This is a genomic window from Kribbella sp. NPDC055110 (assembly GCF_053607525.1).
Genome location: NZ_JBSGTS010000012.1, coordinates 171675 through 188607 on the forward strand (window position 1 = coordinate 171675; position 16933 = coordinate 188607).

Consider the following 16933-nt stretch of genomic DNA (forward strand, 5'->3'; position numbering starts at 1 on the left):
CCGTCTACGTGACCGCCCAAGACATGACTCACCAGACCACCGTAGTAGCCCGCACCCCCAAGCTCTCGCCTGGGCTCAGTTCGCGAGGATCAGGCGGGACTTGGTGGCCTGCAGGGCCGGGGCGATGGGCTGGGCGTACGACTCGTTGGCCTGGCCGTACTTCTCCAGGCACTGCCCGTCGATCAGCGCCGCTCCGCTGGTGATGCCCTGGGCGTAGTTCCCGGTCATGCTGGCGCCGCCGGAGTCACCCGACTCGACGCACGCGGTGTGCTGGAACAGCCCGCGGACCACGCGGTTGTTGCCGTAGTTGACCGTCACGTCCCGGGCGACGATCCGCCCGCAGGTCCACCCGGTGCTCTTGCCCGACTTGCACAGCGTGGAGCCGACGGTGGCGTCCGCGATCCCCTTGACCGCGACGTTCCCGTTGCCCCAGCCCTCGACGTACCCCTGCTGGTCCCAGCCCTCGATCACGCCGACCGACCCGAAGTCGTGCCCCGGGAAGCTCGAGGTGGACGTGTTGCCGAGGACGTACCCGTTGCGGGAGAACGACGGCTTGCCGGACGTGCAGTGCCCCGCGGTCAGGAAGATCCGGTTGCCCTTGCGGGTCCGGGCGTTGAACCCGAGCGAGCACACATACCCGGTGTTCTTGTCGACCTGTACGCCGCCGCGCAGACTGAAATCGTCGGCGGTCGGCCGGACCGTGCCGGACACCTGGCGCAGCGTCACGCGCTCGCCGTTCGCGAGCGCGCGGGACAGGAACCGGTCGGTGATCGAGTCGTGCACGCCCCGCGGCACCGAGACCACCACGGTCCCCGACACCGGGTCGACGTACCAGGACCGCACCTTGCCGGCGCTGGACGTGACGGCCAGCCGGTTCAGCTCGCCCTGTACGGCGTTCAGCTGCTCGAGGGTGAACTTGACCAGTCGCGGGATCGCGCCGATCCGGCGGACGAGGGCGGCGGTCGACAGGTCCGACACCGCGACGATCAGCTCGCCGGACTCGTCGTAGTAGCTGCCCACGACGCCCGAGTCGGAGCCGAGCTCGGACTCCAAGGTCTTGGCGACCAGCGGATCAATGGCCTGGTTCTGGTGCGCGGGCTGAGGCTTGGCCTTCGTGTCCGCGGTGGCCCAGTTCGCTGCGGCCAGCCCGCCGGCCGTCAGGGCGACGACCCCGGCAAGTGCGGCGCCGACCCGGAAACGCCCCGACATCCTGTCCTCCTCACACCGGCACCTGGTCCCCGTTGGCCAAGCACCACTACGGAAAGTAAACGCTCAGCGACAGAATGTCCATAGTCTCGGACTCCTAAACTTCAACGAGCGCGGCCCGCCCCGGGCTACGGGGGTCAACCAACGATCAGGCTCATCGCCTCGGCGCGGGTCACCGGGTTGCGGAGCTGGCCGCGGACGGCGGACGTGATCGTCTTGGCGCCCGGTTTCCGGACGCCGCGCATGGTCATGCACAGGTGCTCGCACTCGATCACCACGATTACGCCGCGCGGCTGCAGGATCTCCACCAGTGACTCGGCGATCTGCGTGGTCAGCCGCTCCTGGACCTGCGGGCGTTTCGCGTACACGTCGACCAGCCGCGCGAGCTTCGAGAGCCCGGTCACGCGGCCGTCCCGGCTCGGGATGTAGCCGACGTGCGCGACACCCGTGAACGGGACCAGGTGGTGCTCGCACACGCTCCAGACCTCGATGTCCTTCACCAGGATCATCTCGTCGTGCTCGAGCGCGAACGTGGTCGTCAGCACGTCCTCGGCACGCTGACCGAGCCCGGCCGTGATCTCGGCGTACGAGCGGGCCACCCGGGCCGGCGTGTCCTGCAGCCCCTCGCGGTCCGGGTCCTCGCCGATCGCGTACAGCAGCTCGCGCACGGCCCGCTCGGCGCGCTCGTGGTCGAAATTCGGTGACGCCATCCCGGCTCTCCTCCCCGCCAACGGAACTTCGCACGCTACCCCGGCGGAATACGAAAACGCCGCCACCCTGACCGGGTGGCGGCGTTCGTTCGAGCCGATTCAGCTCACTGGCGGTTCGGCGGGGTCGGGCCGCTGCCGTAGTCCGGCGGGCGGATCGCCTCGTCCGGGCCGACGGAACCACCCGGCAGTACGTCGGACAGCGAACCGTTCTGCCCGTTCTGCTCGGCGCGACCGACGACCGGCATCACCGGCGGCTGGTCGGACGGGATCCGGGTCGACGACCCGGTCCAGGCCGGCCGGCGCTCCTTCATGATCACCGGCTCGAAGACCCGGGCGATCTGATGCTTGTCCAGGGTCTCCTTCTCCAGGAGTTCCTCGACCAGGTGGTCCAGGACGGCCCGGTTCTCGACCAGGATGTCGAAGGCCTCCTGGTGCGCGTTCAGGATCAGCTTGCCGACCTCCTCGTCGACCGCGGCCGCGATCTCCTCGGAGTAGTTCCGCTGGCTGCCCAGGTCGCGGCCCAGGAACGGCTCGCCGGTGTCCTGGCCGAACTTGATCGCCCCGAGCCGCTCGGTCATGCCGTACTGCGTGACCATCGCGCGGGCCAGCGCCGTCGCCTTCTCGATGTCGTTGCTGGCGCCCGTGGTCGGGTCGTGGAAGACCATCTCCTCGGCCGCGCGGCCGCCGAGCATGTAGGCGAGCTTGTCGAGCATCTCGGACCGGGTGGTCGAGTACTTGTCCTCGTCCGGCATCACCATCGTGTAGCCGAGGGCACGGCCACGCGGCAGGATCGTCACCTTCTGCACCGGGTCGGAGTGCGGCAGCGCCGCGGCGACCAGCGCGTGACCACCCTCGTGGTACGCGGTGAGCACCTTCTCCTTGTCCGACATCAGTCGGCTACGACGCTGCGGACCGGCGATGACCCGGTCGATCGCCTCGTCCAGCCCCGCGTTGTCGATCACCTGCCGATTGTTCCGGGCGGTGAGCAGTGCGGCCTCGTTCAGCACGTTGGCCAGGTCGGCACCGGTCATGCCCGGCGTCCGGCGGGCGACCGCGGTGAGGTCCACGTCCGGCGCCATCGGCTTGCCGCGCGCGTGCACCTTGAGGATCTTCTGCCGACCGGGCATGTCCGGCGCGTCGACGGCGATCTGCCGGTCGAAGCGGCCGGGCCGCAGCAGTGCCGGGTCGAGCACGTCGGGCCGGTTGGTGGCCGCGATCAGGATCACACCGCCGCGGACGTCGAAGCCGTCCATCTCGACCAGCAGCTGGTTCAGCGTCTGCTCGCGCTCGTCGTGACCGCCGCCGAGGCCCGCGCCGCGGTGCCGGCCGACGGCGTCGATCTCGTCGATGAACACGATCGCCGGAGCGTTCGTCTTGGCCTGCTCGAACAGGTCGCGGACCCGGGAGGCGCCGACACCGACGAACATCTCGACGAAGTCCGAACCGGAGATCGAGTAGAACGGCACGCCGGCCTCACCCGCGACCGCACGCGCCAGCAGGGTCTTACCGGTGCCGGGCTGGCCGTAGAGCAGCACGCCCTTCGGGATCTTGGCGCCGACCGCCTGGAACTTGCCCGGTTCCTGCAGGAACTCCTTGATCTCCTGCAGCTCCTCGATCGCCTCGTCCACCCCGGCGACGTCGGCGAACGTCGTCTTCGGGGTGTCCTTGGTGACCAGCTTGGCCTTCGACTTGGCGAAGCTCATCACCCGCGACCCGCCGCCCTGCATGGAGTTCATCAAGAAGATGAACACCACCGCGATCAGCAGGAACGGGATCAGCGTGGAGAACACCTGGCCGATGAAGCTCGGCTTCGGGTTCTCGACGTCGTACCGCTCGATCTTGCCGTCCTGGAACAGCGACTGCAGGTCGGTGCCGAGGTTCTCGCCCTGACCGGTCACCCAGTGCGCCCGGAGCTTGGTGCCGTCGGTCTTCTCGATCCGGATCTCCTGATCCGGGTCGATCAGCGTCACCGTCTTGATCGTCTTGTCGCTCGACGACTTGGCCTGCTGGATGAGCTGGACGACCTGGCCGGTGGGCTCGGTCTTGTACCCGGTCGAGCCGGTCAGGAGCTGCCCGATCACCAGTACGCCCAGGAAGGCGACGACGATCCAGAACAGGGGTCCGCGGAAGATGCGCTTCACGTCCATGATCGAGGCCTAGACCTCGTCCCTCCTAGCTCGGCAGGCCCGGGTGTCGCGGGCTTGTGACGGTAATACCAGTCCAAGTGTCTCGTGTCGCACAAGACAACACAGCACGAGGGTCACCAATGGACAGTACGACCCGTTGTACAGGCCGTCACCAAGTCTGCCCTGAAGCGCGGATCAGGAGTAGACGTGCGGGGCCAGTGTTGCGACGCAGCGCAGGTTCCGGTACTTCTCGGCGTAGTCGAGCCCGTACCCGACCACGAACTCGTCCGGCAGCTCCAGGCCGACGTACTTCACCGGCACCTGCATCTTCGCTGCGTCCGGCTTCACGAAGGCCGTGCACAGTTCCAGCGAGGCGGGCTTGCGTGACTCCAGGTTGCTGACCAGCCAGCTCAGCGTGAGGCCGGTGTCGATGATGTCCTCGACGATCAGCACGTGCCGGTTGGTGATGTCGGTGTCCAGGTCCTTCTGGATCCGCACGACACCCGACGACTTGGTCCCGGAGCCGTACGACGAGATCGCCATCCAGTCCATCTCCACGTGCCGGCTGAACGACCGGGCGAGGTCGGCCATCACCATCACCGCGCCGCGCAGGACGCCGACGAGCAGCAGGTCCTTGCCCTCGTAGTCGGCCTCGATCCGCGCTGCGAGTTCCCGCAGCTTCGCGAGGATCTCGTCCTCGGTGTAATGGATCTTGCTCAGGTCCTTCTCGATGTCCGCCGCATCCACACGATCAGCCTGTCACATCAGGACCCAGGATGATGAATCCGCCCTTGCGGATTGCGTGGATGCCCTGTGGGAGATCGATCCAGCGCTGCCCGCGCCAGTCGGTCACCAACGCGTCGACGGACGCCACGTGACCTGCGGTGAGGTCGGTGGCCCGGCAACCGGCTTCCAGCGCCGCCTGGCGCAGGACCCGCGTACGGATCGCTGCAGGCTGATCCTCGAGTACGCCGATGTCGCTGCGGACCTGTCCCTCCGCGCGGCTCAGTGCGGTCTCCGCAACGTCTGCAGCGAGCTGATCGAGCGCATCCGCGTCCGCTCGCAGTAACCCCGCCGTACGGGCCAGCGCCTCGACCACACCAGGCCCCAGCGCCTCCTCCAGCACCGGCAGCACCTCGTGCCGTACGCGGACCCGCGTGTACTGCGGGTCGTCGTTGTGCGGGTCGTGCCACGGCCGCAATCCAGACGCGATGCACGCAGCAGCCGTGGTGGCTCGCGGCACCTCCAGGAACGGCCGGCGCAACCGCCCAACGGCCGGAGCCATCCCAGCCAGCGAACGCGCACCAGAGCCACGCCCCAGCCCAAGAAGGACAGTCTCCGCCTGATCATCACGGGTGTGAGCGAGCAGTACGACGTCTGCGCTCAGCTCATCCGCTGCGTCGCGGAGTGCGTCGTACCGCGCTGTGCGCGCAGCGCCCTCCGGACCGCCCTCGTTGCCGACCTCTACCGCGCGGACCAGGACAGGGTCGAGCCCGAGCGTCCGGCACTGCTCTGCGGCGGTCTCCGCGATATGTGCCGAGTCCGCCTGCAGACCGTGATCCACGATGACCGCACCGGCCCGTAGACCGAGCTTCGGCGCTTCAAAGGCGGTGGCGGCCGCCAGCGCGAGCGAGTCCGTTCCGCCGGAGCAAGCGACCAGAACAGCCGTGCCCTGCGGCAGCTCGGCCAGTGTCGCGCGGACAGCCTCCCGCGTGCGAGCGACGGCGGGGTGGAGTTTCCCCCGCCGCTGCTCCACCAGGCGCTCAGCCGTGGAGTCGGGCGACCCAGGCATCGGGGTTCGCGATCTCGTTCTTCGTCGGCAACGTGTTCGGACCGGTCCAGACCCGGTTGAAGCCCTCCATACCGACCCTGTCGACCACGCGGCGTACGAACGCGGCACCGTCCTTGTACTGCCGCAGCTTCGCGTCCAGCCCGAGCAGCCGCTTCAGCAGCTGGTCCACCGGGTTGCCGCTCGCCCGCCGCGACGAGAACTTGGAGCGGATGGTGTCCACCGTCGGAATGACCGACGGCCCGACCCCGTCCATCACGAAGTCGGCATGACCCTCCAGCAACGACATGACCGCGGTCAGCCGGTCCAGCACGGCACGCTGCTCCGGCGACTGCATCAGGTCCACCAGGCTCAGCTCGGCCTCACCACGCACCGACCGCCCCAGCCGCTGCACGGCCTCGCGGAACATCGCGGCGTACGCCGAAGCGTCCAGCTCGGCCTGGTCCAGGAACAGGGCGATCTCCGACCGCAGGTGGTCCCGCAGCCACGGGACCGCGGTGAACTGCACCCGGTGCGTCTCCTCGTGCAGACACACCCACAGCCGGAAGTCTCGCGGTACGACGCCCAGCTCCGACTCCACCTGCATCACGTTGGGCGCCACCAGCAGCAGGCGGCCGGTCAGACCGGGACGGTCCGGGTCGGGCTGCGCTGGGAAGAACGGGTCGAACTGACCGAGCACCCGCGACGACATGAAGGCCAGCAGTGCACCTGCCTCGATGCCTGTCACCCGGGAGCCGACCGCGGAGGACAGGCCTGCAGTCCGGTCCGCCTTCTCGCGCAGCTTGTCCGCCAGCGGCTGCAGCACGGTCCGGAAGCCGTCCGCGTTCGCCTGCACCCAGCCGGGCCGGTCCACGATCATCACCGGCGCGGTGGCCGACGTGGCCTTCAGGCCGGTGAACTCGCGCACGTGTCCCTCGGACTCGGCCGCGAACTGGCGCAGGTCGGCGACCACCTGGTCCGCCTCCGCGCGGCTGACCGCCGGGCCGGGGCGCACCAGCTTCCGCGCCACACCGGTCGCCAGCTGCCAGTCGACCATCTCGGTCGTGGTCCCGCCTTCCGCCGTACTCATATAACGACCCTAGTGGTATGTCCCAACATGCGCTGCTCAATCAGCAGCCGCAGTTGGCGAGCGCGGCGGTGGCGCGGTCCAGCGCCGCACGCGCGTCGAGCGTCTTCGCGACCGGCACGCTGTCACTGGCGATCGCAAACACCAGCAGCGTGCCGGAGCGGTCACGGGCGTACCCGGCCAGGCTGTGGACCCCTGTCAGCGTTCCGGTCTTCGCATGGACCAGACCGGTCCCGGTGCCGGTACCAGCCGAAGCGAACCGTTCCCTGAGGCTCCCGTTGAAGCCTGCGATCGGTAGCCCACTCAGCAGGTGTCGCAGCTCCGGGTGGTCCTTCGACACGGCCACACGGACCGCACCGGCGAGCAGCTCGAGCGGGACCTTGTTGGCGCGGGTCAGACCGCTGCCGTCGTAGATGGTCGCTTGGGACACGTCCAGGCCCAGCTTGGTCAGCGTGGCGCGGAGACCCTGGACGCCACCGGCGTACGAGCCGCCGTTCCCGGTGGCGATGCCCACGTGCCGCAGCAGCGTCTCGGCACCGTCGTTGTCGCTGTGCAGATTGATGTACTCGACGATCTGGCCGAGTGTCGGAGACTTGACCTGTGCGAGCGGCGTGGCGCCGGCGGGCGCCACGGCGGCCTTGGCAGCGGTCGCCTTGATGCCGTACTGCGTCAGCAGCTTCTGGAACGACGTGGCAGCAACCAGCGCCGGAGAGGTCGCGCGCTTGGCCATGCCCGGAGACACACGACCCTCGTTGACCCACAGCGCCGAGGTGGGGGCGGCGATGCCCTCCGGCACGTAGTTCGCTTCCCAGCGCGTGTTGACCGCGGGGCCGGTGAACAGCGAGGCGTCGTACCCGAGGGTCACAGAGGCGACGCCCTGCGCCTTGAGCGCCTTCGCCGTACTCGCGGCCAGCGCCTGGAGCGTGGCGCGGGCCGGGAAGCCGTCACTCGCGGACGCCTTCACGGTCAGCAGCGGGTCGCCACCGCCGACCAGGACGATCGACCCCGTGCCGGCGCTCACGACCTTGGTGGCGAACGTGTGGTCCGGGCCGAGCGTGGCGAGCGCAGAGACCGTGGTGAGCAGCTTCAACGTGGAGGCAGGCGTGTACGGCGTGGCCGCGCCGACCGAGAACACCGGTTTACCGCGCGAGGCGTCGTACACGTAGATGCCGTGGTGCGGGCCGAGCGACGGGTCCTTGATGATCGCCGCGAGCGCCGTACCGACACCCGCTGCGGTCGGAGCGGAACCCTCGGTGGTAGCCGGCGCCAGAACCGGCGGCGCCTGCTGCGTGATCTGCACTGAACCGGGTACGGCGCGTGCGCTGCTCACCAGGCCGGCACAGAGCGCCGTGGCGAGGAGCGTGACGAATGCCGCACGGGCAGGTCGAGCCACCGGGCTGCTCCTGTCATTCGGTCGGTCGGAACCGTGACAGTATCTGCCGTATGGAGTTCGACGTCTTCATCGAGATCCCCAAGGGCACTCGCAACAAGTACGAGCTGGACCACAAGACGAACCGTCTGCGGCTGGACCGGACGCTGTTCACCGCGACCCAGTATCCGTCCGACTACGGGTTCATCGAGGACACCCTGGGCCAGGACGGCGACCCGCTGGACGCGCTCGTGCTGCTGCCGGAGCCGACGTTCCCGGGCTGCCTGATCCGCGCCCGGGCGATCGGCATGTTCCGGATGACCGACGAGAAGGGGCCGGACGACAAGGTCCTCTGCGTCCCGGCCGGCGACCCGCGGCAGGAGCACCTGCGCGACATCCACCACGTGCCGGAGTTCGACCGCCTCGAGATCCAGCACTTCTTCGAGGTCTACAAGGACCTCGAGCCCGGCAAGTCGGTCGAAGGCGCCACCTGGGTGGGTCGCGCCGACGCCGAGGCCGAGATCACCGCCTCCTTCGCCCGTCTGAAGAGCGAAGGCCACTAGTCACCTGATACGCGGCGGAGCAGCGCAAGCAAGGTCTTGCGCTCCGCCGCGGTCAGCGGCTCCAGCAGTTCCGCCTCCGCGGCGCGGATCAGCTCGTCCATCGACTCGATCTGCCGCTCGCCCGCCGGGGTGATCGCGACGATCTTCCGTCGCCGGTCGGCGGGATCGACCCGCCGGGCCAGGAACTTCAGCTCCTCGAGCTCGTCCAGCAACGTGACCAGATCGCTGCGGTCGAACCCGATCCGGTCCGCGAGCGTCGCCTGCGCCGCCTCGCCGTCGTCCGCGAGACTCGCGAGCACGTGATAGTGCTGCGTCCGGACGCCGCCCTCGGTCATGTGCTGCCGGACCAGCCGCTGGGCGTGCTGACTCGACCGCCCCAGCGCGAACAGCACGTGGTCGGACAGCCGGTGGTTCGGCGACTTCTTCACCGCACCAACTCTATTGGCAACGTCGACCCATCGAGATACCGTGGGATTCTCCCATTATTTATGCATCCCACGATATGGAGCACCCACCATGCGCGCAGTGCGCTTCCACCGCCACGGCGGTCCCGACGTACTCCAGCTCGACGAGGTCGCCGTCCCCGAACCCGCCGCCGGTCAGGTCCTGATCCAGGCCGAGGCGATCGGCGCGAACGCGATCGACACCGTCCTGCGCCGCGGCGGCTCCCCCTGGGACCGCCCGCTGCCCGGCACCCTGACCGGCGACGTGGTCGGCCGGATCGTCAAGCTCGGCCCGGACACCCCGCCCGGCGTTGCCGTCGGTCAGCGTGTTTCCGCCCTCACCGTGGACGCCTTCGCCGAGTACGCCCTGGCGGACGCGGGCTTCCTCGCTCCGATCCCGGACGACGCGGACGCGGGCGAGGCCACGATGATGTCGCTGACCGCGCCGCTCGCCTATCGACTGCTCGAAACCGGCCGGGTCGCCCCCGGGAGCACCGTCCTGATCCAGTCCGCCGCCGGCACCGTCGGCCACCTGGCCGTCCAGCTGGCCCGCAGCTACGACCCGAAGACGATCATCGGTACGGCGTCCTCGGCGAAGCGGCTCGACTTCATCCGCGAGCTCGGCGCCGAGCCCGTCGACCTGACCGACCCCGACTGGCCCGCCCGCGTCCGCGAACTCGCCCCCGACGGCGTCGACACCGTCCTCGACGCGGTTGGCGGCACGGTCTTCGCGCAGGGCCTCGACCTGGTCAAACCGCTCGGCACGATGGTCTCGTACGGCGCCATCAGCACCGAGGTCCCGACGATCCCGGCCCTCGGCCTGCAGCTGCGCAACGTCACCGGTGTCTCCTTCTACGGCTGGCAGCAAGCTCGTCCTGACGAGGCTCGCGCCGACATCACCGAGGTCGTCCGCCGCTGGCAGTCCGGCGAGCTCCGCCCGATCGTGCACGCCACCCACCCGCTCGCCGACGTCGCCCGCATCCACGAAACCCTCGACGCCCGCGCCAACCTGGGCCGCCTGATCGCCACTGCCTGAATAGAATCACCAGGTGGAGCTTCGGCAGTTGCGGTACTTCGTGGGCGTCGCCGAGGAACTGCATTTCGGTAAGGCCGCCGAGCGCCTGTACATCTCCACCCCGACGCTCAGCCAGCAGATCAAGCAGCTCGAACGCGAGGTCGGCACCGCCCTGCTGATCCGGCACAGCCGCGGCGTCGAGCTCACCCCGGCCGGGCAGGTGCTGCTCACCCGCGCCCGGGAAACCCTCCAGGCGGCCGGCCTGGCGCTGAAGGACACGCGCCGGGCCGCCGGCCTCGACGAGCCGGTGCTCCGCCTCGGCCTGCTGAACGGGATTCCCGGCCACCTGCCGGCCGCCCTCGAACAGCTCGCCAGTGAGCGCTTCCCGAACAGCACGGTCACCCTCGAAGCAGGCACCACCACCGACCAGCTCCGGATGCTCGACACCGGCGAGATCGACCTCGGCCTGGTCCGCACCCCGCTGACGTTGCCTCCGGCAATCACCTCCGAAGAGCTCGCCGACGAGGAGCTCGGTGTCCTGCTGACCGCGAGTCATCCGCTCGCCACAGCACCGGAACTCACGCTCGACGACCTGACCGGACTCGAGCTCATCTGGATCCCCCGCGTCGCCGCGCCCGAGTTCTACGACGACACGATTCGCCGGATCGGCACCGGCGTACGGCTGAGCGACATCAGCATGAGCCACTCACAACTCCGGTCGGCACTGCTCGTACGGCGCTCCGCGTTCAGCCTCGGCTCCCGGCGCGCCGCCACACCGGACGTCGTCTGGCGACCGCTCGCGGGCCGCCCGCTGGTCGCACGGTACGCCGCCGTGTGGCGCACCGACTCGCACAACCCGGTGCTCCAGGCGATGATCGTTAGTCCCGGCCTAACGGTCGTTAGGCAACAGGTCGTGGCGGACTGACGCGCCCGGTGGTTGGCTCGAAACGTCAACCACCGAAGGAGAAACTGTTGCAGGAACACGTCGTGATCGTCGGCGGAAGCTCGGGGATGGGCCGTACCCTCGCCGCCGAACTCGTTGCCCAAGGCAGCGAGGTCACCATCGCCGGGCGGACACCGGCCAAACTCGACGCAGTACGCCGGGAACTCGGCGTACGCACCGTTGCCATGGACCTCGGAAGCGAGCAGGACATCGAACGGCTCTTCGCGACCACCGGCAAGCTCAGCCACATCGTCACCACGGCGGCCGATGTCGGCGGCGCCTACCAGCCGATCGCCAAGTACGACGTCGCCGCGGCGCGCTCCGCCGTCGACTCCAAGTTGCTCGGCCCGTTGCTGCTCGCCAAGCACGGCGCCCCGATGCTCGAACCTGGCGGCTCGATCGTGTTCACCTCGGGTATCGCGGCGTACCGGCCGGGTCCGCGAGCCTCGTTGCTCGCGGCACTCAACGGCGCACTCGCCTCGCTGGCTGCGGCGCTCGCGGTCGAACTGGCGCCGCTGCGGGTCAACGTGGTCTCGCCCGGCTGGGTCGACACCCCGATCTGGCAGGACGTCGCCGGCGACGCGGCAGCCGAGACGCTGGCCGCGATGGCGGCCCGCCTCCCGGTCGGCCGGATCGGCCGCACCCAGGACATCGCCGCGGCGATCATCGCCTTGCTCCGCAACGGTTTCATCACCGGCACCGTTCTGCATGCCGACGGCGGACACCGGCTCGCCTAGAGCTGAGTCCCCGGCAACGGATCGTTGCCGGGGACATCTGTTTCAGGGACGACCGAAGAAGTCCGGGGGCTCCCAGTAGTAGACGCTGTCGATCTGCACCGGCTTGCCGGTCCGCGGGGCGTGGATCATCCGGCCGCCGCCGAGATACATCGCGACGTGGTGGATGGTGCCCGGGTCGCTCGGGTTCAGCGACCAGAAGATCAGGTCGCCGGGCCGCAGCTCGTCCTCGTTGATGTGCTGGATCTGCTCGTACTGCGCGACGCTGTAGTGCGGCAGTTGCACACCGGCCTGCTCCCAGGCGCCCTGGGTCAGCCCGGAGCAGTCCCACCGGCTCGGGCCGGTCGCACCCCACAGGTACATGTCGCCCAGTTGCCGCATCGCGAACTCGATCGCCGCCGACGCGCCCTTCCGCGAGCTGTGGTTGTTGCCGTTGTCATCGTTGCCACGGCTCGGCGTCGACGGCTTGTGCCGCTTCGGCGGGTTCTTCTTGCCGTTGTTCTGCTCGCGCTGTTCCTTCTCCTCGCGAGCCTTCTCCGCCGCCTCCCGGGCCCGCTCGGCCGCCTCGGCGCGGCGCTCGGCGGCCTCCCGGGCGGCGATCCGGCGCTTCAGTTCGGCGGCCTTCTTCGCGGCGATCGCGGCGGCGCGCTGCCGCGCAAGCTCTTCGAGCCCCCGCTGCCGCTGCGCGGCCACCTGCACCGAGATGTTCTGCAAGGTGGCGAGCTGCGCGATCGACTGCTTGCGCTGTACGCCGATCGCGGTCACGGCGGCCGACTGCGCAGCCTCCGCGTCCTCGGCCGCCTTCTTCGCCTTGGCGGCCTCGTCGGCAGCCTTCTTCACCTTCACGACCGCCTGGTCGGCCTGCACCTTGAACAGGTTCGTCATCACCTGGGTCGCCGTGAACCGCAGGTACGAACCCTGCATCGCGGCCGACACCGAGTGCGCCGCGCCGGCCGAGTCCAGCAGCTGCTGCGGACCCTCCGCGGTGAACAGCGGCGCGATCTTCGCCACGTCGCCGCCACCCTGGTACGACGCGGCGGCGAAGCGACCGATCTGCTGCCGCTGTGCGGTGAGAGTCTTCTGCGCCTCCGCCGCCCGGGCCGCAGCGGCGGTCGCCTCGGCCTGGGCCTGCTGCAGGCGGTAGACGGCGCCGTTGTATGCCTCGTCGGCGATACCGGACGCGATGCCGAGCTGCTCGAGCCGCGCGCCGGCGGCGGCGAGCTGACGCTCGATCGCGGCGACCTGGCCGGCCTTCGAGGCGGCGGCCTGCTTGGCGCGCTCGACCGCGGCCTTGGACGGAATCACCGGCGGCTTCGGCTTCGCGGCCTCTGCCGGAAGGGTGGGCATGGCCATGGTGCCGGCCAAGCAGATCGCGAGCACCCCGGAGAGCAGCGCCTTGCCTGCTCGGCCGGTCTTCCCAGCACTCGTGATCCGCCCGCCGGACGTGGCCCTGAGGGGCGTCCGCATCGGGATCTTTCCTTCCGCCGGTCACGAACCCCTTCCCCAGGGTTCGTGAACTTTTGGTCCTCCTGGACCACATACGTGACACTAGTTGCCTACAGCCCCATTGGGAACAGCTTTCACACAAGTATCTTTGTTTCACCCGTGTGTCGACTTGACAAACTACAAGCTTGTAATTCCGCGAAGCCGCAGGTCGGCGCACGAAAACGCCCCTCCGGCCGGAGCCGGAGGGGCGTTGCCGCGCGTTCGGTGATTCAGCTGAGGACGAACGAGGCGACCACCGGCAGGTGGTCCGAGGCCGGCGTCACGGGTACGGCGGCCTTCGTCGGGCGCAGGCCCGCGCTGTGCAGCTGGAAATCGATGCGTTTGGTCGGGTTGCCCGCCTCGATCGTGTAGCCCGGACCCACCCCGACCTCGGTCCAGGTGTCGTCGTACACCGCGGTCAGCGTCTTGATCTCCGGCTTCTCCGGCGTCGCGTTCAGGTCGCCGGCGAGCAGGGTCGGCGTCCGCGATCCGCTCAGCAGCTCGACCACCTTCTGCGCCTGCTCCAGCCGCTCGGCGTTGTTGTTGCTGGTCAGATGCGTGTTCGCGAAGCGCAGTTTCGCCCCGCGGACTGTGAGGTTTGCCACCGCCAGGCCGCGCTGTTCACCGGCCGGGTAGCGCGGCAGCAGCGTGTTCTCGAAGTCCTGGATCGGGTACTTCGAGAGGATCGCGGTCCCGTACTGGCGACGCGGCTCCCCCGGGTTCACGGGCGGGAGGTCGAGGTTGGCGGCGTACGCGTAATGCATCTTGAGCCGCTTCGCGAACCAGGCCGGCTGGTCGACCCAGTTGCTCCGCACGGCCCAGTGCCGGTCGACCTCCTGCAGGCCGATCACGTCGGCCCCGGACTGCTCGATCAGTACCGCGATCCGCTCGAGATCGAGCACACCGTCGATCCCCGCGCCGTGGTGGATGTTGTACGACAGGACGGTCAGCGGCCGGCCCGGACGACCCGCGTCGGGCTGAGCCGCGGCAACGGTAGGAACCATCATCAGCAACCCCACGAAGACGGTCAGCAATTTACGCATGCGCCTATTTTCCGGAAAACCGGCGACACCCGCACGACAGGCGAGTGTCGCCGGACTGAACGTCAGTGCACCAGTCGGCCGACTGCGCCCTTCGCTCCGGAGGCCCAGCAGCCGGCTTGGATGCCGTGGCCGGCGCATTCGACGCTGTCGAAGCTGCCGTCGTAGAACTGCTTCCAGCTGCGGCCGCCGTCGAAGCTGACGTCACTCCCGGACGGACCGACCGCGACAACGGTCGTCGGCGACCACGGGACGAAGTGCGACCCGCTCCGGTAGCCCTTCGGCGCCTTGTCAGCCGGCACCAGCTTCCACGTGCGACCACCGTCGTTCGTGACCGACGCGGCGTTCACCGCCTCCGTCGGCTTGAGGAAATCACCGCCGACCGCGACGCCGAACAACGTGTTCCGGAACGCCAGGCTGAAGATTCCGGCCGCTTCGCCACTCGCCATCGGAGAGTCCGAGACCGTCCAGCGTCGGCCGCCGTCAACGGTCCGGAACACTCGGGGCCGATCGCCGCCACCACTCGCGAACCACGCCGTACGACCATGGCCGGCGACCAGGCAGGTGCCGCTCGCCGCGAACGCGAACTCACCGGCGAGGGCGGCCGGCATTCCGTCGGTCGGCTGCACCTTCCAGGACTTTCCGCCGTCGGCCGTCGCCGCGATCCGGAACTTTCCGTCCACCGGATCGCTCAGCGCCAGGCCGTGCTTGTCGTCGTTGAAGGCGATGCAGTCGTAGAACGCGTTCGCATCCGTGTTCCGGAACGTTTCCGACCAGGTCTTTCCGCCGTCGGCCGTCCGGTACACCCGGGAGTCCTCGCCGGTCCCGATCGTCAGCGCGACCGCACGCCGCGCGTCGAACGCCTCGACGTCGCGGAACTGCAGCGCCTCCGCACCGGGCGGACTGACGTTCTGCCAGTGCTTCCCGCCGTCGACCGTCCGCAGCACGGTCCCGGCGCTCCCGCCCACCCAGGCGACGTCCTTGCTGACCGCCGCGAGCCCACGGAACTGCGCCGTACTCCCGGTCGGCGTCAACTCCCACCGGTACGACGATCCGCCGTCAGCCTGGGCGGGCACGACCTGACCCATCAACAACAGACCTCCTGCCGCCAAAGCGGCCACACGCAGGATTCTCATGCGCCGCAATCTAACCTCAGGTCATGTCAGCTTGAAGGACTGCGCTGTACTTCCGTTGCAGGTGAGTTGGACGAGTTGAGTGCTGTCGGCCGTGGAGCCGCCCGGAACCGTGAGGCATTTGTTGCTGAAGCGGCTGACGAAGTGGAAGTAGCCGCTGCCTTCGGAAACGGCCTGCCACTGCTGGTTGTTTCCGTTGCTGTACGTCCACAGCTGGAGACCGGCGTTGTCCGCGGCGGACACACCGGTCACGTCGATCACCTTGGTGGCGTCGTTGCGGTTGTTCACCCGCGTGAAGCCGCCCGATGTCGGCTGGAACTGGAACTGCTGCGCCTGCGTGCCGTTGCAGCCGTACTGCTGGATCACGGTCCCGTTGGCAGTCCCGGCCGCACGGGCGTCGACGCACTTCCCGTTGGCCTTGTTCGCGACCGAGTACCACGAGGTCGGCGACGGCTGGTCGACCGGCGGCGTCGTACCGGCACCGCCCAGCCACTTCAGCGCATCCATCATGAACTGGTTCTGCGCCGGGCTGTCGAAGGTCGACGAGAGCCGCGTGTTGGTCTCGTAGTTCATCGCGTTGTGGCCGAAGTTCGCGTAGATCATCTTGTAGTTCTTGTTGGTCCAGATGATCGGGTAGTAGCCGCTGTACCAGGTCTGGTTCGGGTCGGTGCCGACCGGGAAGCTGGAGTCGTCGATCGACGCCAGGATCTGGATGTCGGGGTTGTTCCGCAGGTCGTTCTGCCAGCTGTACCACTCGCTGACCGACGACCGGAACGTCGCGCCGGTGTTCACCAGGGCCGGGTGCGAACGGTTCTCGGTCCGCAGCGTCACCGCGGTCGGGCCCCAGGTGTTCGACTGGAACCTCCCGGTCCCGAGCAGCGTGTTGTTGAACCACGGCCAGCCGCCACTGGCGTCGTTGTACGCCGCGACGTGGAAGCCGAAGAACGCGCCGCCGTTGTTCATGTAGTTCTGGAACCCGTTGCGCTGCGCGTCGGTGTGCGGCGAGTCGTCGAGGAACATCACCACCTGGTACTGCGACGCGCTCAGGTTGTTGAGCTGGTCCCAGTTGTTCGTGGACGTGTAGGTGAACCCGTTCTGCGCGCCGAACTCCGGAAAACGCTGGTTGGCCTCTTTCTCGAAGTCGATGTGGGCGGCGTCCCAGGTCCCGCTGTAGAACGCCAGGACCTTGAAGGTGGCTTGAACCTGGGCGGCCGCGGTGCTGGTCAGGCCGCTGACCAGAAGCACCAGGGCGAGCAGGACTGCGGGCAGGCGGAATCGATCGGAAAGCATGGGGGCGGACCTTTCCGTAAG

The 16933-nt window shown here is 68.8% G+C and carries 16 protein-coding genes; 4 read left to right on the forward strand and 12 right to left on the reverse strand.

Annotation, left to right across the window (positions count from 1 at the left end; genetic code table 11):
- Positions 1–75: 75 nt before the first annotated feature.
- The 7 genes from ACWF0M_RS20845 to dacB form a co-directional block, all read right to left on the reverse strand.
- On the reverse strand, positions 76–1209 hold the full coding sequence (locus ACWF0M_RS20845; protein ID WP_452237336.1) for a S1 family peptidase: 1134 nt from the start codon (positions 1207–1209) through the stop codon (positions 76–78).
- 134 nt (positions 1210–1343) lie between these two features.
- Positions 1344–1916, reverse strand: a complete 573-nt coding sequence (gene folE, locus ACWF0M_RS20850; protein ID WP_452237337.1) for a GTP cyclohydrolase I FolE — start codon at positions 1914–1916, stop codon at positions 1344–1346.
- A 104-nt stretch (positions 1917–2020) separates the two neighbouring features.
- Positions 2021–4063 (reverse strand): ATP-dependent zinc metalloprotease FtsH, encoded by a 2043-nt coding sequence (ftsH, locus tag ACWF0M_RS20855; RefSeq protein WP_452237338.1) that lies wholly within the window; start codon positions 4061–4063, stop codon positions 2021–2023.
- A gap of 174 nt (positions 4064–4237) precedes the next feature.
- Entirely contained in the window at positions 4238–4789 is a 552-nt protein-coding gene (gene hpt, locus ACWF0M_RS20860) for a hypoxanthine phosphoribosyltransferase (protein WP_130384962.1), read from the reverse strand.
- A gap of 4 nt (positions 4790–4793) precedes the next feature.
- Positions 4794–5798: a tRNA lysidine(34) synthetase TilS gene (gene tilS, locus ACWF0M_RS20865; protein ID WP_452237339.1), complete on the reverse strand. Its 1005-nt coding sequence runs from the start codon at positions 5796–5798 to the stop codon at positions 4794–4796.
- A 7-nt stretch (positions 5799–5805) separates the two neighbouring features.
- Complete coding sequence (locus tag ACWF0M_RS20870) at positions 5806–6900, reverse strand: zinc-dependent metalloprotease (RefSeq protein ID WP_452237340.1); 1095 nt, start codon at positions 6898–6900, stop codon at positions 5806–5808.
- A gap of 40 nt (positions 6901–6940) precedes the next feature.
- Positions 6941–8290, reverse strand: a complete 1350-nt coding sequence (gene dacB, locus ACWF0M_RS20875; protein WP_452237341.1) for a D-alanyl-D-alanine carboxypeptidase/D-alanyl-D-alanine endopeptidase — start codon at positions 8288–8290, stop codon at positions 6941–6943.
- A 50-nt stretch (positions 8291–8340) separates the two neighbouring features.
- Between dacB and ACWF0M_RS20880 the strand changes: the two genes are divergently transcribed.
- Positions 8341–8829, forward strand: coding sequence for an inorganic diphosphatase (locus ACWF0M_RS20880; RefSeq protein ID WP_452237342.1), 489 nt, complete (start codon positions 8341–8343; stop codon positions 8827–8829).
- On the opposite strand, the gene ACWF0M_RS20885 is transcribed toward ACWF0M_RS20880, so the two are convergent.
- A complete protein-coding gene (locus ACWF0M_RS20885; RefSeq protein ID WP_452237343.1) occupies positions 8826–9257 on the reverse strand; it encodes a MarR family winged helix-turn-helix transcriptional regulator in 432 nt (143 codons plus the stop codon). The genes ACWF0M_RS20880 and ACWF0M_RS20885 overlap by 4 nt on opposite strands.
- An 88-nt stretch (positions 9258–9345) precedes the next feature.
- Here ACWF0M_RS20885 and ACWF0M_RS20890 point away from each other — a divergent pair, with 88 nt between their 5' ends.
- Genes ACWF0M_RS20890 through ACWF0M_RS20900 form a run of 3 tightly spaced genes read left to right on the forward strand, consistent with a single transcriptional unit; the run spans position 9346 to position 11967 of the window.
- Positions 9346–10308 (forward strand): quinone oxidoreductase family protein, encoded by a 963-nt coding sequence (locus tag ACWF0M_RS20890; RefSeq protein WP_452237344.1) that lies wholly within the window; start codon positions 9346–9348, stop codon positions 10306–10308.
- Positions 10309–10321: 13 nt separating this feature from the next.
- Entirely contained in the window at positions 10322–11212 is an 891-nt protein-coding gene (locus tag ACWF0M_RS20895; protein WP_452237345.1) for a LysR family transcriptional regulator, read from the forward strand.
- A 47-nt stretch (positions 11213–11259) separates the two neighbouring features.
- The gene (locus tag ACWF0M_RS20900; RefSeq protein WP_452237346.1) at positions 11260–11967 is read left to right on the forward strand and encodes an SDR family oxidoreductase; all 708 of its coding nucleotides are present in this window, start codon (positions 11260–11262) and stop codon (positions 11965–11967) included.
- A 42-nt stretch (positions 11968–12009) separates the two neighbouring features.
- Here ACWF0M_RS20900 and ACWF0M_RS20905 read toward each other — a convergent pair whose 3' ends face one another.
- The 4 genes from ACWF0M_RS20905 to ACWF0M_RS20920 all read right to left on the reverse strand — a co-directional run bounded on the left by ACWF0M_RS20905 (position 12010) and on the right by ACWF0M_RS20920 (position 16912).
- A complete protein-coding gene (locus tag ACWF0M_RS20905; protein WP_452237347.1) occupies positions 12010–13431 on the reverse strand; it encodes a C40 family peptidase in 1422 nt (473 codons plus the stop codon).
- Between the two features lie 248 nt (positions 13432–13679).
- Entirely contained in the window at positions 13680–14492 is an 813-nt protein-coding gene (locus tag ACWF0M_RS20910; protein ID WP_452237348.1) for an endonuclease/exonuclease/phosphatase family protein, read from the reverse strand.
- Positions 14493–14554: 62 nt separating this feature from the next.
- Entirely contained in the window at positions 14555–15625 is a 1071-nt protein-coding gene (locus tag ACWF0M_RS20915; protein WP_452237349.1) for a WD40/YVTN/BNR-like repeat-containing protein, read from the reverse strand.
- Between the two features lie 21 nt (positions 15626–15646).
- Positions 15647–16912, reverse strand: coding sequence for a ThuA domain-containing protein (locus ACWF0M_RS20920; RefSeq protein ID WP_452237350.1), 1266 nt, complete (start codon positions 16910–16912; stop codon positions 15647–15649).
- Positions 16913–16933: the final 21 nt, after the last annotated feature.